Consider the following 24,611-nt stretch of genomic DNA (forward strand, 5'->3'; position numbering starts at 1 on the left):
GAGAGAACCCCTTTGCCTTGAGCTGCATATTCCGGCTTATATTACTGCTGGAAGCTGCGTCCCTGATTCATCGGAGAACCGTAGGAATGGCTCGTCTGCATTGGTGTATGCAGCGGCTGCGGGTTAAATGAAGAATTAATTGAAGAGTTAATTGGGCTATGCAGCGAATTTACCGGCTGGCTGCTGGAAGTGAAGGACGGGCTGAAGGAAGAATTATACCCGCCTGATCCTGAATTAAAGCCCTGGTTTACAGGATTGAAGCTCTGGACTCCTGTGTTATAGCCCTGTTGTTCGGTATTGAATCTTTGAATACCACCTGTATTGTAGCCGGCAGTCTGCGGGGTCTGCTCCAGCTGTCTGATTAACTGCGAGACCTGCTGAAGCTGCTGCATAGCGGTCTGATGGCCCTGCAATGCCTGCTGAATCATCTGAATGGCCTTATTGCTGTGCTGGCTGAGCTCCTGCAGTTTGGCGGCATGCTGCTGCTCCTGCTGCAGAAGCTGCTGATAATTCTGCGTACCCTGCTGGGTCTGTGTCATCAGCTGCTGGATGATTTGCTCGCTTTGGCTGATCTGGCTGGAATGGTTTGAATTCAAAGTAAATGGCCTCCTTGGCGGGTGCTGTAATGGTCATGCGGGTTTATTATCTCTGGTGGCGGCGCTTAATATTCATTGTCATGAAGCCACACGGGAAACCCCGCCTGAACGGTTACAATTGTGCAAACAATGCTTCAAATCCGGAAGGACGAGTTGATAAGAATAGGTACAAGCCGCTGTGCAACTATTGCAGCAGACTCACGTCTATGTAGAAAAGAGTTTCCAGTATCACCCATAACCTGGAGGTGGGGCAACATGAATCTGCGTGAGCGTATCAGCCTGACTACAACTTATGTTCCAAGAAGCATCAAGCTTATGCTTGTGTTTGCAGTGCTGTTCTCAGCATGCTTCACAGGATCAGCCGCAGCAGCGTCATCATCCTCAGATCTGATTATTGTGAACAAAAAAACGAATAAGCTAGCCTATTTCAGCGGTGGTAAGCTGGAGAAGGTTTTCCCGGTTGCGACCGGCAAGACCAAGAGCCTGACGCCTGAAGGCAACTTCAAAATTGTGGTCAAAATCAAAAACAGACCATACTACAAGGAGAAAATACCCGGAGGTGATCCGGCCAATCCGCTGGGCGACCGCTGGCTGGGGCTGGAAGTGAACGATACCTACGGCACGACCTACGCCATTCATGGCAATAATAATGAATCATCCATCGGCAAATATGTCAGCGCCGGATGCATCCGGATGCATAATGAGGATATCCACTGGCTGTATCCGAAGGTGGCAAACAACACCCCTGTGATCATTACCACCTCCGGGCTTGATATGGCAAGCATCGCAGTGAAGAACGGCTATTCCACCGGGCCGACGATGATTGCAGGCGTCTTTATCCTGGACGGGGAGAAGGTTCAGCTTAAGGATTCTTTCCTGCTGGAGAAATCACGGGTATTTGTTCCGCTCCGGGAATCGGTTGCCCTGCTGGGCGGAACCTTGAAGCAGGAGGCGGGAACCGGAGCGCTTATCATAACTATAGGTGAGCATACAGTGGTCCATAAACCGCTGAGCGAAACAGCGAAGGTGAACGGCAAAACGGTTGCCATGCTGGCCTCCCGGAGCGTAAACGGGCGTTTGTACATTCCCTTAGGCAGTTTGACGCCGCTGTTTGGCCTTCCTGTCGTATGGAATGCCAAAGAGCAGACAGTAGAGTTGTGAAGCGTATAAGCTAAACGCTGCCAGATGAAGGGCTATCCTTAGCAACAATGCTGCATACATGCTCATTGCGTCGGCTTGTTGCTATGCTGCAGCCGGCTGATTAGGTTTTCCGTGATTGGCCGGCCTAATTGCTCCATTGCATACAGGACAGCTCCTGACTCGGGCGGGAGCTGTGGTGTTACCACTGTATACTGCTTGTTAGTGCTATTCTTTAGTAATTTACGCATTTCAGCCTGGAAGTAACTGCTATTTGCTACACTGCCGATAAAAGCTACACGGACGGTATGCTGCGTAAAAGATGCGGCCAGCAGCTCAATGCCGACCTTGATCTGCGCCGCTGCCCTCCCGCAGACCCGGAGGGCGGCGGCACTTCCGCGCTCAGCCTCCTCCGTCACTACAGGTGCGAATTGTCCAAAGCACTTGTCCCGGGCTTTCCGGTCATCGTCAAACCCTTCGCTCGCAAGCCGGTATAATTCAGACACGGCAGTAACATTCCAGTGCGCAAGCATCCGGGCGACAAGCAGCTCATCGCTGGAATCCGTGTGACCGGCCAGGACTTCAAAGACGGTATCGTAAGAGAGGAGCCGGGCGGCGCTTGCGGCATAATGCTGGAAATCATAATTGCGTAAATACCGCCCCTCCTCATTAATAGAAATAAGTATGGAGCCTGTTCCCGCGATGACAATAATGCCGGGCTGCGCAAGCAGTGCTCCGTAATGGGCGATAAGCGCGTCATTGACATGCCACTTCGGGCAGGTCAGCTCCGGGACCTGCGTGAGCGGCAGGATCCAGTTCAAATCCTCCGGCGAATCATAGCCGGCAATGCCGGCAGCGATGCCGATGACCCTTCCGGGCTCGATGCCGCCGCGTTCCAGCACCTCCTTAATCGCTGACTGCACGTTGTGCTGAGCGTCATAATCCCGGTATACGGAAGCGCTTCCTTTTTTACAATAAGCCAGTACATTCCCCTCGATATCAGCGGCTATGACCCGGGTATGAGTTCCTCCTCCGTCGATTCCAATCACAACATCTGTTCGTTGCATTCTGGACACCTCTTCACGTTCTTTTCTACAGAATACTATAATTACTCCAGCGTTGGATATAACACAGGCAGATACTGCAAGGGGGGAAATGCTCCCTTCACAACAGCCGTTTTACCGGCAGCTTACTGTTGCTGAAGCAGGATTAACAGGATAAATATAGAAGTTATAGAAGCAAACTGGAGGGGCATTCTTGCGGGTTGCGACGTGAACGGTTGATCAGTCGGGCATTCCATAGGAGGGAACTAGGATTAGAATACGGATTATAGGTGGCTGCGGCAGCGGTAAATCGTATATAGCCAGAGAATTATCACGAATCTACGGTATCCCCTGCTATGAAACTGACAATTTTGTCTGGGACCGGAGTACGGATAATACCCGCAACTCAACAGAGGTCAGGGATACCCGGTTAGCTGAAACAGTCGCTGAGGAGTCGTGGATTATAGAAGGCGTGCATCACAAATGGGGGACAGAGAGCTTCGGGGAAGCGGATTTGATTTTTCTGATTCAACCTGATTTGTATGTGCAGAATGGGCGGGTAATCCGGAGGTTCATTAAGACAAGGCTGGGTCTGGAGCAGGGAAACTATAAGCAGACGTTCAAGAATTTGTACGTGATGCTGTTCGAATGGAACCCGGGATTCATCAGGGAAACTGTTCCTGCCATTATGGAATTGACCGAAGCGTACAAGGCTAAAAGGATAATAGTGCACAATAGCAGCGAGATTCTACAGCATGTAAGCAGATACATCGGAGATGCCAGTCTTCTGTGCGCGGGCAATGTAAATCATGAAACCGGAGGACAAGATGAGTAAACTCGCAACTTTTATAGCAGAGATGCTGCGTTTAGTGGTTCTGCTGATTCTGACTTTATTCTTGCTTGGGAGCCTGGAACAGTCAATCTTCAAGATGTTATATGGATGGACCGGGTATATGTATACTGCCGCAATCGGCAATTTCCTGTTGTTTTTCGTGATGTACCGGAATTATTGGCAGTTCAAAGGCTGGTACAAATCGGAGAAGAATCAGAAGCTGAAGCCGGTGTGGACCCGGACGCTTGCTGTTCTCTCACTGCTGCTGATTCTGCTCCCGTTTGGGGTGCCGTTTGTAATGTAATAGTGGGGGAGGCGTAGTTATGAAAAGAAAAGGACAATGGATCCTGGCCGGTGCAGCTGCGCTCATTCTGTTGTATGGAGGCTATGAATGGTTTCGTCCGCAGCATGTGGAACGGGAGTACTCAAGTGTGATTTACTCCAATAATGAAGTCGTGAAGCATAGCACAATAGGGCTGAAGGGTGATGTATGGAGAGGTGTGCCCGGGAGCAGTGAGTTTACCGGAGAGCTTACACTGGATGGAGCTCTTCATTATGATGTGAAGCTTAAGGATAGCGGCGGCTACTATATGGGAATTCTGACTGTCCTGGATGCATACCGGTCAAGGCATTCAATTGGCTCTATTATAGCGTCTCAGAAGCTGGATAAGTTCTGGATTATGCTAACAGATCTTGATGAGCGCTATGGGCTTGCCGGCGGAGAGGGATATATATCGGGTCCGGCTAATACGCTAGAAGAGGCCCTGCAGACCGGAAAGGATATTCTGGGTTCAGACATACACTGAGGGGAGAACAGTATGGAGCAGCGGATAGAGCAACAGCTTGATTGGAGTGACTATGTAGGTTTTTGGAAAAGGGTGCTGATCCATTTCGTTGATTTTCTGGTTCTGGCACTTCCTACGTATTTGCTGAACAGGATTTGCGTCTCAGCCGCAGAATCGGCGGAGTCGGCGTTTCCGCTTTTTATACAATTTGTGCTGCTGATGGGCTTCAATGTGTTCATGGTTGTCAAATATGGGGGGACTCCGGGCAGACTAATTCTGGGGGCAAGAATAATTAATGGGGACGGCAGCTATCCGGCGCTGAAGCAGGCTCTGATCAGGGATTGCTTCCTCATCATCAACGGCTTTCTTGCGGTTATTGTGAGTCTGAACACAGAGGAATTATCTGCGGTTTCCAGCAGTCTTGCCAATTGGAGTCCGCTCGCCACGAATTTGAATCTATTATTTGGCTGGGTCGTGGTCGCCGACTGCCTATTCGTTGTATTCACCCAGCGTAACCGGGCGCTGCATGATATGATGGCCGGAACCTATGTGGTTAAGAAGATTGCTCTGGACCATTTTGTTTGAGCCCAAAGGATAGAATTAACCAAGTACAAAGGGAATAGATCAGGCGGCGTTACCGCTCTTGTTCTATTCCCTTTGCTGTGTTCTGGAGGGTAGACTAGCCCACCTCCAGAACGGCTTTCATGAACGTCTTCAGCGCGGAATCCCCGCTTTCTTCGGTCCATTGCTTGAGCTTCCCGGATCGCTCTGTATATAGCTCCAGCACCTGCTTCAGCTGCCGGTCAAAGACCTCCGGCTGTCTGGCACGTTCTGCCTTCATCCGGGTAATTAGCTTCGCCCAGTTAATAGTGACGGAGCCGGGACTATGCTGTGGATAACGCTGAGCAAGCTGCAGTACGGCATCCAGCGGCTGTCCCGCCGCCAGCTCTGCAGCGAGATAATTGCCAATGAAACGGTGGCTGCCATCCTCCTCCAGTGAGGCAATGAATTGCCTGCGGGCTTCGTCCAATTCCCCCTGGTACATCAGCGCGGTAGCGTTAATTCCCTGATCATAGCTGTGCGGTTTCTGATCACGCAGCTCAAGAAACCAGGAATAATAATGATTGTAGCTTTTCCAGTCGGCCTGCTCATAGTAGTAATGCGCCAGGTTGAAGACATAGTCTGCAGTCGGGCGAAGCTGTACAAGCTTCACTAGCAGAGGCATCGTTGCTGCTTCTAAGGATTTGTCTTTAGTGTAGGAAGCCTTGGCTGTCATGAGATGAACCAGCATCTTGAGGGCATGATCATCCTGGGGATCTACGGCATAGTCATGGCGGTACGCTTCCAGTGCCTGTTCTAGCTTCTGTGCTTTGACCAGCTGATCGGCAGCGGTCAGACTGCGCGACTGTAAATAGAAGAAAGGCAGATTACCGACGGTATCCTCGTTCAGCCGGTAACCATTGCTGCGGGTAATCACCCGTCCGGATTCATCATAGGCTTCGATGCTCCACGAGAAGCGGCCGCTTGGATCGGCGAATCCAAGCAGGGACGAAGGCTCAACCGATTCCCAGCCTTCTCCGCTGCTGCTGGTGGAGAAGCCGCCGCTGTTATACAACTCTTCTACCGGAATGGTTATCCTGTTATCAGTGATATGCTGGCGGACTACATAACTGAAGGTGCTGTCTTCCGCTGAGACTGTGCCGCTCAGGCTATAGGAAGCCGCATTCTTAACGGCTTCCCACTCGAATTCTACAGAATCCCCTGTAAGGATCTGCGAATTTACCGGTGATTTCAGCTCCAGCAAGGGCTGGAGGATGATATTATTGGTCAAACGGTCATTTGGTTTGACCTCGATCCAGTCATCACTCTGCACAGGCCAGGTCCAGCCGTCGATCTGCTCAAAGCTCAGGCCCAGATGAAGCTGGTAATAGCCGGGAATGACGCCTGAGAATGAAAAGCGGCCCTGCGCATCCGTGTAGATTTCATATGGCTCCGAGCCATTTAACACACTATGACTCACTTCGCTCTCCGGCCGCAGGAAGATGCCTGCCCGGGAGACCGGAGTGCCGTCGCTGTAGGTAAGTGTCCCTGACAAGGTGGCAGGAGCAGAGCTTCCTGCTTCCGCAGCGGATAATAAGGCGCTCCGCATCAGGAGCAGTTGCCGCTCTGATTCAGAATGTGGCTCCTCCAGAACCTGCGAAACTGGTTTAAGGGATTCCGGTACGGATGCAGAGTTCCCCCTGGAGCCATTGGAGTCTTTGGAGTCTTGGGAGTCTCCACCATTCCCTTCGTTCATCTCATGATACTTCCGGTCACGGACCTCCTGATAACTCTCCAAACCGTTGTTTATCAGCTTCAGCGCTCCGCTATTGTCTCCCTCGGCAAAGAGCAAACGTGCACCCAGCCAGGCCGAACGGGCATCTAATTCTTCTTCGCCATAATGCCCCGGGGAGTCAGCCTGCATCAGCAGCACTCTTGCAGCCGCCCAATTACCTGCATTCAGTGCCCGCTCGGCCTGAAGCATGGTCAGCTCTCTGGCCAAAGAGGATTTGCTGCTAATTCTTGCAATAGCCTCCGTAAGGACCTTGTCTCCGTCACTTCCGGTGCCCAGGACATCATATTCATAGGCCAGCTGTTTAGCGGCAGTAAGCAGATAGTTGTCTATAGGGCCTTCTAGCATATACTCTCTCAGGAAACGCAGCTTATCCCCGGGAAGCAGCAGGGAAGGGGGTTCTTCGTTATTGTTCTGGCTCCACTGGCTTGAAGAAGAGCCGATATATACATTGTAATGGTATGGCGGTCCGGCAGTACCGGGCTCAATGAGCCTGGTACGGATAAGGGTCATTCGTTTGCTGCCGCTGCTGGAATTCAGCGTGTTCAGCAGTTCCCCGCGTGCCTTGGTCCCGGTATTTGCCGCTGCGGAGGTTGCCTGCTGAACCGTTGGCGCTGCCCGCTGAACAACAGCCGGTATTAGTATCAGCAGCGCAAGCGGAAGCAGCACGAACAGCACCAGCTGCTTAACCTTGATCCTAATTTTCATGGCGTCTCACCGCCTGTTCATAGATGTCTTTCCAGTACGTATTGCCGCCGGCTTCAATCAGTTCCCGCTGGCCCTGTGCCGGCAGCGGACGGGCTTGCTGATCCGGGGTTCCGCTCTGCGGGTAGCACAGGACAAGTGCACCTGCCACTAACAGCGCAGATAATGCGCCCAGTGGCTTGAGCGGAATTTCCAGCTCCTTATTCCATAGCGCCCGTAGGCGGGCTAAGGGTGCGGCAGGGTGAGTCTGCTGGAGAACCCGCTCCTGTCCGCTGAAGGAGAGGCGGCTCAGCTCTTCATCCAGACGGCGTTTGATGTCTTCTTGTTCATTGCTCATAGAACATGCCCCTCCTTCTCCAGAATCTGCTTCAGCAGTATCCGTCCCCGGGATAACCGGGATTTCACGGTATTGTCCGGTAATCTTAACTGCCCGCTAATCTCGCGGATGCTCATCTCGTGGAAATAGTACAGCGTCAGACATTCGCGGTAGATGTAATCCAGACTTCTTACAGCTTCGCTCAGCTGCAGATTATGCCACTCTGCTATAAACAGCTCTTCTGCGCCTGCGGAGGTGCCTGCTTCATCCTGCACCCAGGCACCGCTCTCTGCCGCAGGAAATATATTCCGCCAGTTCCATGTCCGCTGCCTCATCCGGCAGCGGTTGACCACGATGGTGATCAGCCAGGCTCTCAGACGCTGAGGGTCCTTCAGCTGCCCGATTTTGGCATAGGCTTGAATGAAGGTATCCTGCACGGCTTCCTCGGCAGATTGCCGGTCCCGCAGCAGCAGCCAGGCGGTCCGGAGCAGCATATCCCCATATTGCTCCATCAGCAGGCGGAGAGCGGACTCATCCCTGGCTTTAATTCTCTCTATAATATCCAGATGAAGCTCCCCTCCCTTTACTAGTAAGATGCGTGCTGCGGGAGGAAGGTTGCGTGCCGCAGGGAAATAATTCCTGGTTTGAAGGGCATGAGCAGCGAATGTGCTTCTTAATTGCAGAAAGTGCAATAGCGTTCTGCGGTAAGGGCAACCCTGCAACTACACGCGGCAGCATCAGTCCCAGCTGCTCCATGCTGATAAAATTCTATAGAAGGAGCATGCTGCAACCTTTACCGGGGTCCCTGCGTCATAGGTTAACAGTTTAGACTTTAGAGGATGTTCCCTATAACGAAGGAGATGGCATCATGATTACATCATTCCAAAAGATAGCCGGCATTATATTACTCGGCGGGATGCTTAGCCTTACCGCCTGTGATTCCGGCAAGCCGGATGCTGCGAATACCGGCGGGGCGGCTGCGCAGGCCACGGAGCTTCCGGCGTCTGCACAGCCGGAAGGAAGTCCCGCCCCGGCGGCGGGCACGGAGCCGGCTGAAGCTGGCGGTGCAGCAACAGCAGCGCCTGACGCAGGCGGATCTGCTGCGGCCGCTTCACCCGCAGCTGCAGACCCTGGAGCTGCGGGCGGGACCTCTGCGGCCGCTACGCCGCAGGAGCTGAGCAAGCAGCTGAAAGAGCTGCTGCAGCTTGCCGGGCAGGGCAAGGTGCCCGGCGTGGAATATGCTGCACACAGCGGACTCATTGACGATGTGGAAGCGGCATGGGGCGAGCCGGACACGAAAGAGTCAGCCGGCAAAGGTATCTATTCCACCTATACCGCCAAGCATGTGGTATTCGGCTTCAACAAAGGCAGCCGGATTTTCGATGTGCGTTCGAGTGCCGCGGACCTGCAGAAGCTGACGCTGAAGCAGATAGAAGAAGTGCTCGGCAAGCCCGATGATACAGCAGTGAACGGCAGTGATGACATTTATATATACCAGGCGGGTAAACAGTATCAGCTCAAGTTCATCATCCCGGACTCGACCGGTACTGTGAATCATATTTCTGTATTCTCCGAACGGGATTCATTCAACAATATGGCAGGCTAGATCATAGATAGAGCAATTTCAAGAAGAGTCCCTTCGCAGCGGCAACTGTGGAGGGACTCTTCTTGATCACCGGATACAGGCGGGAGTAGGCGCTCCATGAATACAAGGCTGCTATCGTGCGCAGAACACCTTGCTGATATAATCAGTCTATAGGTTGATCTGTAGAAGAAAAGAGGCACAGCTATGCATCTGGAGTTGAACGGAAGTGAATATAAAGTATCTGCCGGCGGATTAACTATAGAGCTGCTGCCCAAGGAGTTTGCGCTTCTGCAGTTTCTGTACCGCAACAGGGGACGGACCTTCAGCCGCGAGCAGCTTCTGGATAAAGTATGGCCCATGGAGTATCCGGTGGAGCGGACCGTCGATGATCATATCTACCGGCTGCGCAAGAAGCTGCGCGGGCTTAGCGGAATCGACATTAAGACCATCCGCGGATTCGGCTATAGTCTGGCCGTGTCTGGCTCCCTTGAAGGGGTGGTGATGAATCCGGCAACGAATGATCCGGAGCTGCGCGATACCATGCGTGAGGTGTTCATGAAGTTCCATGTCTACGGTCAGGGCAATTCCATGCTGACCCTAGCACGCCAGCAGGACATCCTCGGTTACGAGCTGGATCCGCATAGTTCAATGGTTGTTCATTTCGTCCAGGGAGATGTGGAGTGGCTGATACAGACGGATGAGATTCCGCTGAAGGACCGGCTTTTTTATCTCAACCTGTTCTACTTCTTCATTGGGGACCCTAAGGTGAAGGTGGAATACGCCGAGCGGCTAATTGAACGGAAGCTGCTGAATTCGCCTGAACAGCTGGAGCTGGAGATTCTGACGATGCTGGATTTGTACACATTGGCAGGACAGCCGGAAAAAGCGCTGGAACGCCTGAAACGTTCCTATCAGGTAATCACCGGACCCGGCTATGAGAACTTCGTTCCGGTGACGATGATTACGGAGTTGTTCATCCGTCTGGTGGCAGGAGCCGGAGAGGAGGAGCTGGAACGGTTGGACGGGGAAGTCAGCCGAATCCTGAGGGACAAGCCTTTTTTGCGGGAGATTGGCGGTTATAAAGTGGTGAAGGGACTCTGGAAGCTGCGGCATGCACAGTGGGCAGAGGGGGGGAAATTGATCAATGAGGGATTGCAGGTGCTCGATATGTCAGGCTTTGTGCCGCTCCGGCTCTATGCGTTGTACCGGGTCTATCATTTCTGCCGCATGTTCCTGAACGGAAATGCCCTGTACCGCAAGTATGAGCGCCTGTTTACAGCAGAGCTTGAAGCTTTTGGTCTGATCCGGCTGGAACAGCCCCTTGAAGAGATGCTGCTGCGGCTGCTGGAGGCCCCCTGATAATTCTCTGACAATTCTCCGTTACATTAGGATCAAGAATGCATCACACATTCTACGATATAACATGTAACCTGGAGGAATGTCAGATGGAGCTTTCAACCAAGCAGGGAACCAGCCTGCTGCATAACAAAACGTACATGCGCGTGTACAGCGCCTTCGCCACGGCAAGCTTCGGCGACTGGTTCGATGCACTGGCTATTCAGGTGCTGGTCGGCTACCGCTGGCAGGCCGGGCCGCTGATGCTGGCGCTTATTCCGGTAGCGCTGGCGCTGCCGAGCATTCTGTTTGGCTCGATTGCCGGTGTAGCCGCCGACCGGCTGGATAAGCTGAAGCTGATGCGCGTCTGCGATCTGCTGACCGCGCTGTTGACCGTACTGGTGCTATTCGCCCCGAGTATGGTATGGCTGCTGCCTTTGCTGGCGCTGCGTTCAGCGCTATCCACGCTGAATATGCCTGCCCAGCAGTCGTTGACCCGCAGCCTGGTCAGAGAGGATCAGCTGCTGCAAGCCTCGTCGCTGAATGGACTGGTTAATCAGGGCTCCAAAATCGCCGGCCCTCTGCTCGGAGGTCTGGCGCTCGCCTTCCTTACGCCGCAATGGTGCATCCTAATCAATGCCTTACTGCGCGGCTGCTCTTATCTGCTGCTGCTGTCCGTAAAGAACATCCGTACAGATGAAGAGGACAGCAAGCAGCCGGAGGCGCCGGAAGACAAGATTCCGCTGCATACGATGTGGCGGGAAGGCTGGAGCTTCATGCTGCGCAGCCGGATCCTGCTGAGTACTATGCTATTCGGGCTGGCCGGGGCACTAGTGATTCAAGTGGTCGACTTTCAATTCACCAGCTTGTTCCGGGTATTTGCACCGGAGCGGGAATCCCTGCTCGGCTGGATGGTAGCCGCTACCGGAGCAGGAGCTGTGCTGATCATACTTCTGCTGAATAAGCTGAATCCGGAAACGGGATATAGCTGGAGGCTCGGCTCAGGATATGTACTGATTGGCGGTTCCATTGCTGCACTTGGATTGCTCCAGCCGGGCGCTTCGATAGTATGGGTTCTGCTGATCGGATTTGTACTGGGGACCGGAAACGGGGTATTTATGGTTACGTTCAATTATTGTCTGCAAAAAGAAACTCCGCCGCATATGACAGGCCGTATCTTCGGCATCCAGAACACCGTACTCAGCACGGTACTTATTGTTGCACCTTTGCTGGGCGGTCTGCTTGTCCAGTATGCAGGCCCTGCCCGTATTTTTATCAACACCGGCCTGCTGCAGCTACTTCTGGGTCTGGCGGGTCTGATGTTCGGGCGGCTGCTCTGGCCTGTGGCCAAGCTTAAGCTGGAAGGTGCACAGCCAGCAGCTGCAGTAGATCAGGGGTAGCATACAGGCAGACAGTAAGTTTAAGCTCAAGCCCTTCGGGGCTTTTTCTGCACTGTCACATTACTATTCAGGAGGAACCAATGACGACTTATATTTACATGGTGAGACACGGGGATTCACTCCGGACCGGGGTGGACGAATGGACGCGCGCCCTTTCTCCCAGAGGGGAAGAGGATGCCCGCAGAGTAACAGCATGCCTGCGTAATGAAGGCATTGGTGCGCTGTACAGCAGCCCGTATATCCGGGCCATACATACGATAGCCGATTTGGCCAAGGTACTTGGGCAGGAAATTACGCTTAAGGAGGATCTGAGAGAGAAGGTCTGGATGGAGGGCAACCGGCAGCTGCCGGACGAGGATCTGCTTGCTTCACTTCAGGCGATGTATGCCGATCCGGACTATGCCCTGTCGGGCGGGGAATCGAACCGCGAATGCCAGGCGCGTGCCGTAGAGGCGCTGCAGGAAATCCTGCAGGCACATGAAGGAGAACGGGTTGCCATCGGTACCCACGGGCTGGTTATGGCGTTAATGATGGGCTATTTTGCCCCAGAATATGATCTTGACTTCTTGCTGAAGACCACCAAGCCGGATATTTACGTCATGGCCTTCTCGGAAGGCAGATTGACCGGGGTGGAGCGACTTGTAGTAAAGGAATGAGAAGGGAAGATTGGCCGGAAGAGCGTCCCAAGCTGCTGATGGGCTGGGGGCGTTCTTTGGCGCGAGGGAGGAGAGTGAGCATCTTAAGTTCGCTCTGCATAAGTAAAAATGTTGCACGAATTGCAACTTCGGGCCATAGATACCCGGGCCATTGGGATGATTGTTGTATGAAATACAAGAATTGTCCCGCCAAACCGCTTGGAGGAGGAGAAATGCTGCAGTTTGTACAACAATTTGAGGTTGCGGCCCATTTAATGCGGGAAATGTTGTACTTTGTGCAGGATTTACTGGCGGCAGCCGCGTCAGAGTCCATAATTCACTGTGGTACGGTGAAAGCTAAGCTACAGTCCGTAGAACCGCAACGTATTCGCTGTTAAAATAGCCTTCGCTTCGCCCGCGGTATAACCATGCAGCGCTCCCCAGGCGGCGGCAACGTCATGCACCATTGCCGGATGGGTGGTGCGCCCGGTGAATGGCCCTTCAAACGGCCAGGGGCCGTCCGTCTCCGCCATGACCAGCTCCGGCGGGTAGCGGCGCGCGAGATCCTGAATCTCCTGTTCATAGAGAATATCGGGAGTGAACGAAATATAATAGCCCCGGCTGATCATACGGTCGACAGTATCTCCCGGGCCCTTGAACCAATGGAAATGGGCCCGGGTAATATGATGCTGCTCAAGCAAATCACATACGGTCCAGGCATCTTCATAGACGGCATGCAGCACCACCGGTTTGGCTAATTGTGCAGCCAGGCCAAGGAGTCTGTCCAGAAGCCGGATATAAGGTTCCATGTCCCAAGCTTCCCCGCGCTCTTTTGCCTCGGCCCGGGAATAGTAGGGCAGCCCGATTTCACCTATAGCGACCATATCTGCGGTATGGTGTGTGATCCAGTCCAGCAGCGCGGCCAGATCTTCTTCCGGCGGCAGCGGCTGTTCAGGATGGAAGCCATAGGCGGGGTTCACCAGACCCGGGTAACGGGCTGCTATCCCCTGAGTGCGTATACTGGAAGCGAGGTTCATCGAGACGGCAATCAGCGACTCAATGCCCTGCTCCGGCAGGCTTTGCAGCAAGGAGGATAACAAAGTCTCTTCATATTGGTCCAGATGAATATGGGCATCAATCATACGTAACCGCTCCTTCCCCCGCAGGTTATTTCTCAACAAATTGCTGAGTGGTATCATGTGGTTCAAAAGTGATGGAGCCGAGCTCCATCCCCGCTGCGCCTGCCTTGTATTCCAGCTTCAGCGTCCCCATGCTCTCGGTCATGCCTACCATTAGGCTGGTATCTGCTAATAGCTTGCCGCCCTTCACCGAGTAGTAGGTAACAGCACCAATACCGGCAGTCTTGCCGAAATATTTCAATCCATCCTCTGCCCGGTCCGGAATTCGCATCGTTACTTTAGATGGCTTATCACCTTGGAGCTCAAGCTTCAGCAGCACATCCTTCTTATCCAGCGAAATGCTGGAGGATACTACAGCAGAAGCCGCTTGGTCCGCTGCAGGTACGGAGAGCTCCTTCCACTGCTCAGGCTTGACCACATGAACCTCCTGCGCTACTAATGACGTTCCTGTGCCCAAAGTGAATACAACGGTGGCTTCCGGCTTGCCGTCACCATCCACATCGGCATAGAAGAGCTGGGGCGGATGCGAGAAATCTCTGTTCACGGTCCAGCCGAAGCTGTGCTTCTTGCCGTTCACTTCAAGTATGAAGCCTTTGTAGGTGTTGCCGTCCTTCAGCGCGGCATACAGCTTGACCTTGGCATTATCCGCGGCGACAACGAGGGGATCAGCGGGAACTCTGACGGTGGTGCTTAGACTGCCCGGCGTAATGGCGACCCGGGTTCCTCCTGCTTCCAGCTCAGCCGTAGCACCTGTAAGAGAATTCAGACTATCTGCCGGAATATATACATGTCCGGCCTTAAGAATAACAGGAGCCTCCAGGCTATCTATATAACTTCCATCTGATTGTGTATAGCGCACCTGCATAGAGGAACTGCCGGGGGTAAGGACTTTATTATCCCAATCGGTCGAAAGCGTAAGCTGCTTACGGGCATTATCCCACTTCAGCTGAATAGGGTAATACTCCATCAGGGCAATAGCAGGTACATATAAAGTTCCTTCAGAATAGAAGGGTGGAACTTGGGGAAGAGCGGGTTGTCCATCTATTATAAGAGTCAGTGGAGCAGCGGCAGAATGGGCAATATTTATGGATGAAGCCGCCGCATGACCTGCGAAGAGCAGGGCGATGGCGGACGCAGCTATTAATTTTTTCATAAGTTAACCTCCGGAGTCTGGAAATTCCAATCCATTTTATTATAAATGAAAAACTCCGCTTGCGGGTCACGTTCTGTTAACAAAGATAAGACAAGCCTGTTACGGTTACCTGCTCTGCGCGCTAAGCGTATGACAAAGACCCGCAGGAGAAGGAAGCGGATGCTGTCCTTTTCTTGCGGGTCCTTTAAGGTATAGTCTATTAATTTAGTTATACGGAACGTTTCATAGCCTGAACGGGAGCCAGAGGCCGGGCTGCGGGAGTATGATCCTTCTTGTGGAACAAGCTGCGCAGGTAAGGGAGGACCCAATAATCAAGACCGATTCTGCCGGCATTGGCCGCCGAGACCACAATGATCACTCCCATAAGCAGCAGCTGGACGTTGGTGCTGACCGTACCTGAGAGCAGGTAGGCAGAGTTCATAACGATTCCCATCAGAGCGGCGAAGGTAGTGAAGGTGCCCAGAATCAGGCCAAGTCCGACCAGAAATTCACCTGCAGGAACCAGCAGATTGAAGAAATTGACACCGGGAAGCGCCGCATGCTGCAGGAAGCTGCCCCACCAGGCTTGTACAGTGGCATCTTCACCGACACTTTTGGCAATGGCCCCTTTCAGGAAGCCGGAAGCATCGAAACCGCCGGTAAGTTTGTGCCAGCCTGCTTCAATCCATTGATAACCTACATACAGACGTACTATTGTGAGCAGCACCATAGCTGCTTTGTTTGTGCGAAACCAGTTGTTGAACATAATCTCCACTCCTAAAGTTTAGTTAGCATACCTTCTGCAAGTCACGTCGTTCATAACACACTTCGGAAGCATTGGCTTAAGTTTTATTGGCTAACTGTCTGTGAGCTACCTATCCTGAAAATCTTTATCTGTGTATCGGATGATCATCTTCGATACTTTAATTTTAAGTGATTTTTTTCACAAATAGTGTGATATAAATCACAAAATTCAAATAAATTTTTATATCAAACTAAAATTTGAATAATATTTCATAAAATTTTCAATACCCGGATTATATATACTTTTAGAGGGCTGGACGAAGCCGCTTGACACCTAATTTATATAAATCTACCATATAAGATATGAATGAAAAAAATGTATTGGCGGTCATTGGCCGTATCCACCGACGCGGAAATAAGTTCATTGAACAGGAATTGAAAAAGCATGATATTCACGGCATCGCTCCATCGCACGGAGATATTCTGTATCAGCTGTTTGCCCGGGAAGCTCTTACAATGAACGAGTTGTCCCGTGGGATTGATAAGGATAAGTCTACGATTACGGCATTAGTGGACAAATTGCTGCGGCTGGATTACGTGAGGCGGGAGCAGGACCAGCAGGACGGGCGGATCTTCAGGTTATCGCTTACTCCAAAAGGACGGGAGCTGCAGCCGGTGTTCGAGGCGGTATCCGAATCGCTGCTGGAAGCGGTCTATGAGGAGTTCGCTCCTGAAGAGAAGCAGCAGCTGATGAGCCTGCTTGCCAAGATTAAGCTGTAATACAAGTGCATGCCGGAGAAGCAGGGTCTTTCGAAACGAAAGGCTCTGTTTACTGTGAAGAATAAGGCGAATATGCTCCGCCAGATATGATTTATCTACCAGAAGAAACAGCCGGTGGTCCGTATAATTAACCCTTAATATCAATACATATACGCTGGAGGGGTGGAGTCAATGTCGCGGACCAAAGGAATCATTATGGCCTCCGGTGGAGCTTTACTATGGGGAGTATCGGGGACGGTAGCCCAGCATTTGTTCCAGCAGGCCATGCTGCCTGCGGCCTGGCTGGTGACCCTGAGGCTGCTGGTATCGGGAGTGCTATTCCTGATGCTTACAGTCCGCAAGGAAGGCTCGCAGGTATGGAGGCTGTGGCTGGACCGGAGATTCATTCTTCAAATGCTGCTGTTCGGACTGTTGGGCATGCTTGGCGTGCAGTACACGTACTTCGCTTCCATTGAGTCAGGCAATGCTGCCATCGCCACACTGCTGCAGTATTTAGCCCCGTTGTTTATTCTCCTGTACACTGTTATCTGGACAAGAACAAAGCTGGCTCCGCTGGATATCATCGGTGCACTGCTCGCGCTGGGAGGAACATATTTACTGCTGACCGGCGGCGATTCCTCTGAGCTGACCGTTCCCCTGAGAGGATTGATCTGGGGGATTCTATCCGCGGTTTCCTTGACGTTCTATACGCTCTATTCCGGTCCACTGCTGAAGCTGTACAGCACTTCGCTGCTGATGGGCTGGGGGATGATTGTGGGGGGAGCAGGGATGAGTCTGATTCATCCGGTCTGGTCCGTGCCGTCTGCCGAATGGTCGCTGTCTATCATTCTGGCTATTCTTTTCGTTATTCTGCTAGGAACATTAGCCGCCTTCTATCTATACATCGGCAGTCTCCGCCACATTGCTCCGCATGAAGCCAGCCTGCTGTCCTGTACGGAACCGATCTCAGCAATCATCTCCTCCGTAATCTGGCTGTCCATCCCCTTCAATCTGTTCCAGGCGCTGGGAGCGGGAATGGTTGTACTTATGACTGTAATGGTTTCTTTGAAATCGCGGAATCTAGAGAATGCTAAATAAATCGAACGAAATCCCTGAATTCTTCCAATAGATAGTGTAAGCCTGAACCGTCTAACCGTTAAAAGTAACGTCATACACGAAATCAAAAACCACCGGATGGGGAAGGTTCCCGTATATCCGGTGGTTTTTTATGCATACTGCATTGTGCGAAGGACCCTGCAATTCGCCATATCCTTATAAAATATCTGCAGGAGGGAAGATAATGGATCAATTGGAAGCTATCCAAAAGCATATCGAAGCAGAGCGGACCCGGCTGAATCAGATGGAAGAGCAGCACGGCCGGCTGCATCCCAGCGTAATCAGACAGTCCCGAAAATTGGACGACCTTATTAATAAATACCACAAAGCAGATATTACCAGTAAGAACCGCGATTCTAAGCGTTAAGCAGCTGTCAGGCCTGAATCCCCTCAAGCGCCAGCAAGACTAGCTTTCGGACCGATTCCTCGTTCAGCTCATCTCCCGTCAGCAATAACCGGTAAAAAATGGGCCCGTAAATCAAGTCGATACTACTCCCGATGTCGAGCTCTTGCTTCAATTCTCCTCTGGCCACTCCCCGTTCGAGCAATTGCCAGGCCTCCTGGCGGCGTGGACCGAAATATCTGCTGCGGTAAGCTTCAGCCAGTCCCGCGTCAAATTGTCCTTCACCGATCAGCTCAGTAATTACTTTGCCTTCCCGGCTGGACAGGAACATGGCCAGGTTGCCCGCGTGAATCAGCAAATCCTCCTTCACAGAGCCGCTGTCCGGTATTGGCAGCCTGGCGGTAGCGGCAAAAAGATATCCGTCCATCACTACCGCAGCTTTATTCGGCCACCATTTATAGATGGTCGCTTTGCTGACCTGAGCCTGTTCCGCGATTTTCTCCACCGTAACTGCACCGAATCCCATCTCCAGCAATAAATCATATGAAGCATTCAGAATGGCATTCTTCGCCTCCGTATTGCGCGGCCGGCCTCTCTTCTTATCCATGGCGATTCCCTCCTAATAGATTACTGCATAGAAGCCTTCAAATTCCAAACTCTATACAATCTGTAACTGGAGTATAACATAAAAATGCCTATTTACAATACTGAACGTTTAGTATATTATTTGGTCATAGGAATTACTAAACTGTACGTTCAGTATTAAAAATTGAAAGGTGGAGTTACTAATGCAACAACAAGCAGTATCCTCTGTAAATCACAAGGCTGTTCCCGGCTGGATCACATTTCTGCTCGCAGTATCCTGCGGTCTGATTGTGGCGAATCTCTACTATGCACAGACGCTGGTCGGACCGATCGGGCAGGCCATTCATCTGTCTCCCGGAGCCACGGGTCTGATTGTTACGCTGACACAAATCGGTTATGTCGTCGGACTGCTGTTCATTGTACCGCTCAGTGATATTATCGAGAACCGGCGGCTCGCTGTAACGTCACTGGTTCTGGTCGTAGCCGCTCTGGCAGCTGCAGCACTCGCACCTAATGCGCCACTGTTTCTTACGGCTTCCATGTTTATCGGGCTGGGCTCGGTAGCAGCGCAGATACTGGTGCCTTATGCTTCTTATCTGGCAGCAGAGGAAGAACGCGGCCGCGTGGTAGGCAATGTGATGAGCGGACTGCTGCTTGGTATTATGTTTGCGCGGCCGGTGGCGAGCTTCATGGCCGGACTGTGGGGCTGGAAGTCCATATTCGTTGTCTCAGCAGTTGTGATTGCGCTCCTGACCCTGCTTCTGTCCCGTATACTACCGGCACGCAAGCCAGCACCTACGCTGAATTACGGCCAATTAATCCGCTCCCTGGGTACACTATGGATGCACACACCGGTTCTGCGGCGCCGGGCGATGTATCAGGCCAGCTTGTTCAGCGCCTTCAGCCTGTTCTGGACGACAGTTCCCCTGCACTTGTCCAGCTACTATCACCTTTCCCAGCAGGGAATTGCCCTGTTTGCACTGGCCGGTGTGGGTGGAGCAGTAGCAGCCCCTATAGCGGGCAGACTGGCAGACCGGGGCTGGACCAGGCTGTTAACCGGTGTTGCCATCTCACTTGCCGCCGTATCCTTTATTCTGGCTTATCTGCTCCGGGATGATTCGAATCTTACACTCGGTCTGCTGGTTCTTACGGCAATACTGCTGGACATGAGTGTATCCGGCAATCTGGTACTGGGGCAGCGGGCGATTTATTCGCTCGGCAATGAAACAAGAGGACGGCTGAACGGATTGTTTATGGCGATATTCTTCGTAGGCGGAGCAGTGGGATCTTCGCTGGGCGGCTGGGCTTATGCTTATGGCGGCTGGAGTCTGGCTACACTGATCGGGATGGCTCTGCCGGTGCTGGCCCTGGTGTACTTTTTGACCGAGAAGAAGAATCTTGCCTAAGAACGGAAGCAGGGCGTTCAGCAATAATCCGCATAGCCGGATATTCCTAATCTAATTAAAGTAGGCAGGGGAGCTTCCATCCTCTGTCTTTTTTAATTTGTCCGTCTGATTCTGTAATGGAATAGACATAGAGAGCGTACTAGCTCATGTAAATTACTTGGCCAAGTAAATTCAGCCTGGAAGGGAGGGCCTCTAAGGATGCAAGAGCGCGCATTGCTGCCTTTGATTCACGGAAGAATTCAAGCAAATACCGAAACAGAGCTGGAATTCACAGCTGTATTTGAAACCTACTATACACGGATATTCAATTATATTGCCTACCGGGTGAATTGCCGTTACACCGCCGAGGATCTGGCCAGCCAGGTGTTCGAGAAGACATGGTCCAAGCTGCCCGGCTACTCCCCGGAGAAAGCTCCGCTGGAGGTGTGGCTGTTCGCCATTGCCAGGAATGTAGTGAATGACTATTACAGAAGCCGAGCCAGGAACCGCTTCTTCTCATTGGATGCAATCCGGGAGCTGGTATCCGGCAAAAAGGAGCCTGAAGACCTGATTCTCGAAGGTGAACGCAATGACCGGTTGAAGCTGGCGCTGGATACGCTCAGTGAGAAGGAGCGGAATATCATCGCCCTGAAATTCGGGGCAGATCTGAAGAATACGGAAATTGCGCTGGTTACAGGAATGACGGAGAGCAACGTCGGGGTCATTCTCTATCGCAGCATGCGGAAACTCAAAACTGAAATAGGGAGTGTGGAAGGGCTATGAAGAATAAGCAGGAGACAGCGGATTTGCTTGAACTGCTGGAGCTGGAACAATATCTGGCACAGCAGGACTTCTCCCGGGACTCCAATAAGGTGGCCATTCTCCGTCAAGTGAGACGCCGCTCATTACAGGAACAGGAGGAATTAAAGATGAGTATAAAACAACGTTTCAGACGTCCGGCCATGATTGCGTTTTCCCTGCTGGTGGCAGGACTGGTGAGTGCTTCCTTCGTCAGACCCTCTTTCGCGGAGGAGATGCTGGAGCGGGTGCTGAAGTCGGTCAATCTGGGACACATTGAGGTAAGTCAGATGGATGCGAGCGTTCCGCCGGTGTTCCCGGATGCCTGGAAGGGTAAGATATTTGATCAGGACGGCAATCCGGTCAATTCCTTCGATCCCATGCCGGAAGCCATCTTCAATGCAGCCGGTGAGGCCATAGTGGACTTTGACGGGGATAAGCTAATTACCCTGAGCGAGCAGGAGCAGCGGGATAAGGACGAGGCGGCGCATAAATTTGCTGTCAAGGAGCCAGCGGAGCTGGACAAATACGCCCTCTTCAAAGTAAAGCTGCCGGAATATTTGCCTGAGGGCTTCGCCTTTGACCATGGAGAATTCTTCAAGGGCGGGGAAGGCGTGGACGGACAGGTTGTTGAATTGTTCTTCTCCAGCAAGGAGAATGGGAAGCGGATCTGGATGCAGCTGCGCTTGGCCAATGAGGACAATGCCTTTGCAATGTCGACAGATGGTACGGTAGAGCAGGTGAAGATCAAGGGAACCGATGCGGTTCTAGTCAGTGGCAGAAGTCTGGACTGGGAAGCAAACGGAGTACTATACGGCCTCAGCACCCGCGGACTTGACCGGGCTGAGGTACTGAAAATTGCCGAATCGATTCGCTGGTAAGCATAACTGTAATAGGATAGAGGATAGCTAGTACGGATACCACCCGTAAGCTGAATTAGATGCACCAGGCCGTGATCCCTGATTGGAGGGGAACAGTCTGGTGTTTTTTTGCGGATACCTATGACTTGTTTCTATTATATATATGAAAGAATACCAATAGATTATAAGGTTCTGAATGGGGAGTTTACGCGGGTTCTCTGTAACGGACTGAGGCGCCCTTATTTCTGCCAAAAGCCGGTTTTCCGCAGGCTAGCGGACATCAGCGACCTTATATTGGGCTTTCCACCCCAAATATACCTGTCAAAGCGGCAATAAGTGCTGTACGGTCCGTTAGGCCGTCTAAATTATTTTTTTCGAACAAATAAAGGCTCTACAGTCCGCAAGGATCAGGAGGAAGGCAGGAGAAGAGACCGGGGGAAGGCCTTAACGAACCTGAATCCAAGCATCGAAGACAATGGATGGGGGGCCGCGCGCAACCTTCTCCTCAAGCTTGTCATGCCCGTCTGCATATTGAGGCCAAGTCCTTCATAGACATGTACTAATCAATGCATTCAAAACAGGTTAAGGGGATGATGTCATGCGCCGGATAACATGGGTACTCGCGATCATTATGAGCGTGGCCTTAGTATTGACGGGGTGCGGGAAGAAGGATGCCGCCTCTGTGGTCAAGGATTTGAATAGTGTGTCTGACAAGCTGGAGAGCAAGCAGGGAGCTTATCAAGGCTCAGGCACGATGACCTTGTACACCGGGGAGCAGCCGCAGGAATACAAAGTGGAAGTATGGTACAAGAATCCTTCGTACTACCGGATCAGCCTGTCTAATGTCCAGAAGGATGTGAAGCAGATTGTCCTGCGCAATGATGAGGGCGTATTCGTATTGACACCAAGCCTCGGCAAAAGCTTCCGCTTCCAGAGTGACTGGCCGGACAGCCAGGGACAGGTATATCTGTACCAAACGCTGCTCAAGGGAATTGTCTCCGACAACAACCGCCAGTTCGTAGAGGACGGGGACAATTATGTATTTGAGGTAGCAGCGAATTATCAGAGCAGCGCGCTGGTCCGCCAGAAGATCTGGCTGGCCAAAAAAACCTATGAACCAAAGCAGGTTCAGGTATCGGATTCCGAAGCCAAGGTTGTCGTTAACGTGACCTTCGACAGCTTCAAGTTTGATCCGGAATTCGCCGCAGATTCTTTTGATATGCAAAAGAATATGGCCACGGGCTCACCTTCGGAGAGCACTGTAGCTGAGGTGGACGAAAACGGTAATCCGGTAGTTACAGAAGACGGCGAACAGGCTGGCCAGCCGGTTACCGCAGAGCTGGGCGACTTCGGAATCATCGAGCCGGATTACGTTCCGGTAGGTGTGAAGCTGAAGGATACCAACAAAATTGAAGGCAGCAAGGATCATGCGGTGCTTATCCGCTATGACGGCATCTACCAGTACACGATTATGGAAGCCCGTCCGCTGGACCGTGCGGTATCGCTGGCTCCGGGAACACTGATTGATCTGGGGTTCACCGCAGGCCTGCTTAGCGGGGATGAACAGCAGACACTTACGTGGATGAGTGAAGGCGTAGAGTACCGCATCACGAGCGATAATCTGCCAGTTACGGAAATGATGCAAATAGCCGCTTCTATGGAGGAACAATCGGGTAAATAAATATCAGTAGGCGGATACTGCGCAACGTGGATATTATTCCTCTACACGCAGTATCCGTTTTTTTGCTGGTTCTGCTCACATTGACAGGGGCCTTCTCTAAGCATTACCATTGCAGTAAGACCCCAAGTTCTATGCGATTTCGGCATAGGTGTTTTACTACAATGTAAGAAGGTGAACCTGAAGTGCAAGCAAGCTATCGACCGACAGTAGCCGAGATCAATCTGGATGATTTGCGTGCCAATTATGAGGCTTTTCGGGCGGCACTGCCGCCGGAGACCAAATTCATGGGATGCGTCAAAGGAAATGCGTACGGACACGGTGCCGTGGAAGTGACCCGGGAGCTGGAACGACTTGGAGCGGATTATGTTAGTGTCGCCTTCCTGGATGAGGCATTGGAGCTGCGTCAGGCGGGAATACTACTTCCTATTCTGGTGCTGGGCTACACCTCCCCGGAAGGGATAGCCGTTGCCTGGAAGAACAACGTTACCGTAACACTGTTCACACCGGAAGTACTGGAGGCTGTTAAAGAGCTTCCTGCAGATCCGGAGCACCGGCTGAAGGTGCACATCAAGATTGACAGCGGGATGGGCAGGCTGGGATTATTGCCGGCTGAAGCACCTGCTTTCATTGCTGAAGTGCATTCTGTAGCGCAGGCGGAGCTGGAGGGCATGTTTACTCATTTTGCCAAGGCAGACGAACAGAACAAAAGCTATACACTGATGCAGCACCGACGTTTCATGAGCGTGGCGGAAGCGCTTCGGGACATTAATATTAACATCCCGATCATACATACGGGCAATAGCGCTACGGCCATTGATACACCTCTCTTATCCAGTAACATGGTGCGTGTAGGCATAAGCTTGTACGGATTCTATCCCTCAAGTGAGGTGAACCGCGAGCTGGTGGCTTTACACCCGGTAATGACGCTGAAGACGCAGGCAGTCTATATCAAGACCCTGCCGCCTGACTCAGGCATCAGCTACGGCACCCGGTATTTCACGGACAGCGATGAGGTAATCGCTACGCTTCCCGTGGGATACGCTGACGGATACTCCCGCATGCTAACGGGCAAAGCGGAGGTGCTAATACGCGGACGCCGCGTTCCTGTCGTCGGAACAATCTGCATGGACCAGTGTATGGTATCACTCAAATCTTTCGCTGAAGAAGCGGAACAAATCAAAGCTGGCGAAGAGGTTGTACTCATCGGCCGCCAGGGAGCCGTGTCGATCACGGCAGATGAACTGGCACTCCATCTTGGGACGATTCACTACGAAGTCATCTGTATGCTGGCTCACCGGGTGCCCCGTGTATATGTACGCGAAGGCATGTCACCCAACCTCGTGAATCCCTTGCTGCAGGCTTGAAGCC

At 52.2% G+C, this 24,611-nt stretch carries 26 protein-coding genes; 17 read left to right on the top strand and 9 right to left on the bottom strand.

The genetic code is table 11. The features are described 5' to 3' along the window. Window positions 1-41 precede the first annotated feature (41 nt). Window positions 42-596 carry a hypothetical protein gene (locus PBOR_RS38440; protein ID WP_174479805.1) on the bottom strand — a complete coding sequence of 185 codons (555 nt, stop codon included), beginning with the start codon at window positions 594-596 and terminating at the stop codon, window positions 42-44. A gap of 255 nt (window positions 597-851) precedes the next feature. Here PBOR_RS38440 and PBOR_RS06115 point away from each other — a divergent pair, with 255 nt between their 5' ends. Continuing rightward, the gene (locus PBOR_RS06115) at window positions 852-1,757 is read left to right on the top strand and encodes a L,D-transpeptidase family protein (RefSeq protein ID WP_052429351.1); all 906 of its coding nucleotides are present in this window, start codon (window positions 852-854) and stop codon (window positions 1,755-1,757) included. 62 nt (window positions 1,758-1,819) lie between these two features. On the opposite strand, the gene PBOR_RS06120 is transcribed toward PBOR_RS06115, so the two are convergent. Then, window positions 1,820-2,800, bottom strand: coding sequence for an N-acetylglucosamine kinase (locus PBOR_RS06120; RefSeq protein WP_042210922.1), 981 nt, complete (start codon window positions 2,798-2,800; stop codon window positions 1,820-1,822). A 448-nt stretch (window positions 2,801-3,248) separates the two neighbouring features. Here PBOR_RS06120 and PBOR_RS37960 point away from each other — a divergent pair, with 448 nt between their 5' ends. The 4 genes from PBOR_RS37960 to PBOR_RS06140 are packed head-to-tail and all read left to right on the top strand — an operon-like array spanning window position 3,249 to window position 4,978. Next, complete coding sequence (locus PBOR_RS37960) at window positions 3,249-3,611, top strand: hypothetical protein (RefSeq protein ID WP_245648061.1); 363 nt, start codon at window positions 3,249-3,251, stop codon at window positions 3,609-3,611. Further along, entirely contained in the window at window positions 3,604-3,912 is a 309-nt protein-coding gene (locus PBOR_RS06130; RefSeq protein ID WP_042210924.1) for a hypothetical protein, read from the top strand. The genes PBOR_RS37960 and PBOR_RS06130 overlap by 8 nt, the downstream gene beginning before the upstream one ends. 19 nt (window positions 3,913-3,931) lie before the next feature. After that, window positions 3,932-4,414 (top strand): hypothetical protein, encoded by a 483-nt coding sequence (locus tag PBOR_RS06135; RefSeq protein ID WP_042210925.1) that lies wholly within the window; start codon window positions 3,932-3,934, stop codon window positions 4,412-4,414. Window positions 4,415-4,426: 12 nt separating this feature from the next. Then, window positions 4,427-4,978: an RDD family protein gene (locus tag PBOR_RS06140; protein WP_042210926.1), complete on the top strand. Its 552-nt coding sequence runs from the start codon at window positions 4,427-4,429 to the stop codon at window positions 4,976-4,978. Window positions 4,979-5,072: 94 nt separating this feature from the next. On the opposite strand, the gene PBOR_RS06145 is transcribed toward PBOR_RS06140, so the two are convergent. The 3 genes from PBOR_RS06145 to PBOR_RS06155 are packed head-to-tail and all read right to left on the bottom strand — an operon-like array spanning window position 5,073 to window position 8,258. Further along, window positions 5,073-7,433, bottom strand: coding sequence for a carboxypeptidase-like regulatory domain-containing protein (locus PBOR_RS06145; RefSeq protein WP_042210927.1), 2,361 nt, complete (start codon window positions 7,431-7,433; stop codon window positions 5,073-5,075). Further along, window positions 7,423-7,767: a hypothetical protein gene (locus tag PBOR_RS06150; protein WP_042210928.1), complete on the bottom strand. Its 345-nt coding sequence runs from the start codon at window positions 7,765-7,767 to the stop codon at window positions 7,423-7,425. Before PBOR_RS06150 ends, PBOR_RS06145 begins: the two co-directional genes overlap by 11 nt. Beyond that, the gene (locus PBOR_RS06155; RefSeq protein ID WP_052429786.1) at window positions 7,764-8,258 is read right to left on the bottom strand and encodes an RNA polymerase sigma factor; all 495 of its coding nucleotides are present in this window, start codon (window positions 8,256-8,258) and stop codon (window positions 7,764-7,766) included. The genes PBOR_RS06150 and PBOR_RS06155 overlap by 4 nt, the downstream gene beginning before the upstream one ends. Before the next feature lie 356 nt (window positions 8,259-8,614). Here PBOR_RS06155 and PBOR_RS06160 point away from each other — a divergent pair, with 356 nt between their 5' ends. The 4 genes from PBOR_RS06160 to PBOR_RS06175 all read left to right on the top strand — a co-directional run bounded on the left by PBOR_RS06160 (window position 8,615) and on the right by PBOR_RS06175 (window position 12,722). Continuing rightward, window positions 8,615-9,352 (top strand): YjgB family protein, encoded by a 738-nt coding sequence (locus PBOR_RS06160; protein ID WP_042210929.1) that lies wholly within the window; start codon window positions 8,615-8,617, stop codon window positions 9,350-9,352. Window positions 9,353-9,535: 183 nt separating this feature from the next. Further along, window positions 9,536-10,690 carry a winged helix-turn-helix domain-containing protein gene (locus tag PBOR_RS38310; protein ID WP_042210930.1) on the top strand — a complete coding sequence of 385 codons (1,155 nt, stop codon included), beginning with the start codon at window positions 9,536-9,538 and terminating at the stop codon, window positions 10,688-10,690. An 86-nt stretch (window positions 10,691-10,776) separates the two neighbouring features. Next, window positions 10,777-12,066 carry an MFS transporter gene (locus tag PBOR_RS06170; RefSeq protein WP_042210931.1) on the top strand — a complete coding sequence of 430 codons (1,290 nt, stop codon included), beginning with the start codon at window positions 10,777-10,779 and terminating at the stop codon, window positions 12,064-12,066. 80 nt (window positions 12,067-12,146) lie between these two features. Next, window positions 12,147-12,722, top strand: coding sequence for a histidine phosphatase family protein (locus PBOR_RS06175; protein WP_042210932.1), 576 nt, complete (start codon window positions 12,147-12,149; stop codon window positions 12,720-12,722). 341 nt (window positions 12,723-13,063) lie between these two features. Here the strand turns inward: PBOR_RS06175 and PBOR_RS06180 are convergent, their stop codons facing one another. From PBOR_RS06180 to PBOR_RS06190, 3 genes are all read right to left on the bottom strand, one after another. Then, entirely contained in the window at window positions 13,064-13,843 is a 780-nt protein-coding gene (locus tag PBOR_RS06180; RefSeq protein WP_174479806.1) for a TatD family hydrolase, read from the bottom strand. A 25-nt stretch (window positions 13,844-13,868) separates the two neighbouring features. Continuing rightward, complete coding sequence (locus PBOR_RS35285; protein ID WP_052429352.1) at window positions 13,869-14,993, bottom strand: stalk domain-containing protein; 1,125 nt, start codon at window positions 14,991-14,993, stop codon at window positions 13,869-13,871. 208 nt (window positions 14,994-15,201) lie between these two features. After that, window positions 15,202-15,738: a DoxX family protein gene (locus PBOR_RS06190; RefSeq protein ID WP_039307555.1), complete on the bottom strand. Its 537-nt coding sequence runs from the start codon at window positions 15,736-15,738 to the stop codon at window positions 15,202-15,204. A 341-nt stretch (window positions 15,739-16,079) separates the two neighbouring features. Here PBOR_RS06190 and PBOR_RS06195 point away from each other — a divergent pair, with 341 nt between their 5' ends. The 3 genes from PBOR_RS06195 (at window position 16,080) to PBOR_RS06205 (ending at window position 17,958) form a co-directional block, all read left to right on the top strand. After that, window positions 16,080-16,496 carry a MarR family winged helix-turn-helix transcriptional regulator gene (locus PBOR_RS06195; RefSeq protein ID WP_039307558.1) on the top strand — a complete coding sequence of 139 codons (417 nt, stop codon included), beginning with the start codon at window positions 16,080-16,082 and terminating at the stop codon, window positions 16,494-16,496. Between the two features lie 171 nt (window positions 16,497-16,667). Then, on the top strand, window positions 16,668-17,573 hold the full coding sequence (locus PBOR_RS06200) for an EamA family transporter (RefSeq protein ID WP_052429353.1): 906 nt from the start codon (window positions 16,668-16,670) through the stop codon (window positions 17,571-17,573). Window positions 17,574-17,775: 202 nt separating this feature from the next. Then, complete coding sequence (locus PBOR_RS06205; RefSeq protein WP_042210934.1) at window positions 17,776-17,958, top strand: aspartyl-phosphate phosphatase Spo0E family protein; 183 nt, start codon at window positions 17,776-17,778, stop codon at window positions 17,956-17,958. Between the two features lie 7 nt (window positions 17,959-17,965). Here PBOR_RS06205 and PBOR_RS06210 read toward each other — a convergent pair whose 3' ends face one another. Continuing rightward, the gene (locus tag PBOR_RS06210) at window positions 17,966-18,541 is read right to left on the bottom strand and encodes a TetR/AcrR family transcriptional regulator (protein WP_042210935.1); all 576 of its coding nucleotides are present in this window, start codon (window positions 18,539-18,541) and stop codon (window positions 17,966-17,968) included. A gap of 181 nt (window positions 18,542-18,722) precedes the next feature. On the opposite strand from PBOR_RS06210, the gene PBOR_RS06215 reads away from it, so the two are divergent. The 5 genes from PBOR_RS06215 (at window position 18,723) to alr (ending at window position 24,607) form a co-directional block, all read left to right on the top strand. Beyond that, window positions 18,723-19,925: an MFS transporter gene (locus PBOR_RS06215; protein WP_042210936.1), complete on the top strand. Its 1,203-nt coding sequence runs from the start codon at window positions 18,723-18,725 to the stop codon at window positions 19,923-19,925. 198 nt (window positions 19,926-20,123) lie between these two features. Then, complete coding sequence (locus PBOR_RS06220) at window positions 20,124-20,687, top strand: sigma-70 family RNA polymerase sigma factor (protein WP_042210937.1); 564 nt, start codon at window positions 20,124-20,126, stop codon at window positions 20,685-20,687. Next, the gene (locus PBOR_RS06225) at window positions 20,684-21,583 is read left to right on the top strand and encodes a DUF4367 domain-containing protein (protein ID WP_042210938.1); all 900 of its coding nucleotides are present in this window, start codon (window positions 20,684-20,686) and stop codon (window positions 21,581-21,583) included. Before PBOR_RS06220 ends, PBOR_RS06225 begins: the two co-directional genes overlap by 4 nt. 577 nt (window positions 21,584-22,160) lie before the next feature. Then, window positions 22,161-23,243 carry a LolA family protein gene (locus PBOR_RS06230; RefSeq protein WP_042210939.1) on the top strand — a complete coding sequence of 361 codons (1,083 nt, stop codon included), beginning with the start codon at window positions 22,161-22,163 and terminating at the stop codon, window positions 23,241-23,243. 182 nt (window positions 23,244-23,425) lie between these two features. Beyond that, entirely contained in the window at window positions 23,426-24,607 is a 1,182-nt protein-coding gene (gene alr / locus PBOR_RS06235; RefSeq protein WP_042210940.1) for an alanine racemase, read from the top strand. The last annotated feature ends 4 nt before the right edge of the window (window positions 24,608-24,611 follow it).

The sequence above is a fragment of the Paenibacillus borealis genome (assembly GCF_000758665.1).
Taxonomy (GTDB): Bacteria; Bacillota; Bacilli; order Paenibacillales; family Paenibacillaceae; genus Paenibacillus_AQ; species Paenibacillus_AQ borealis.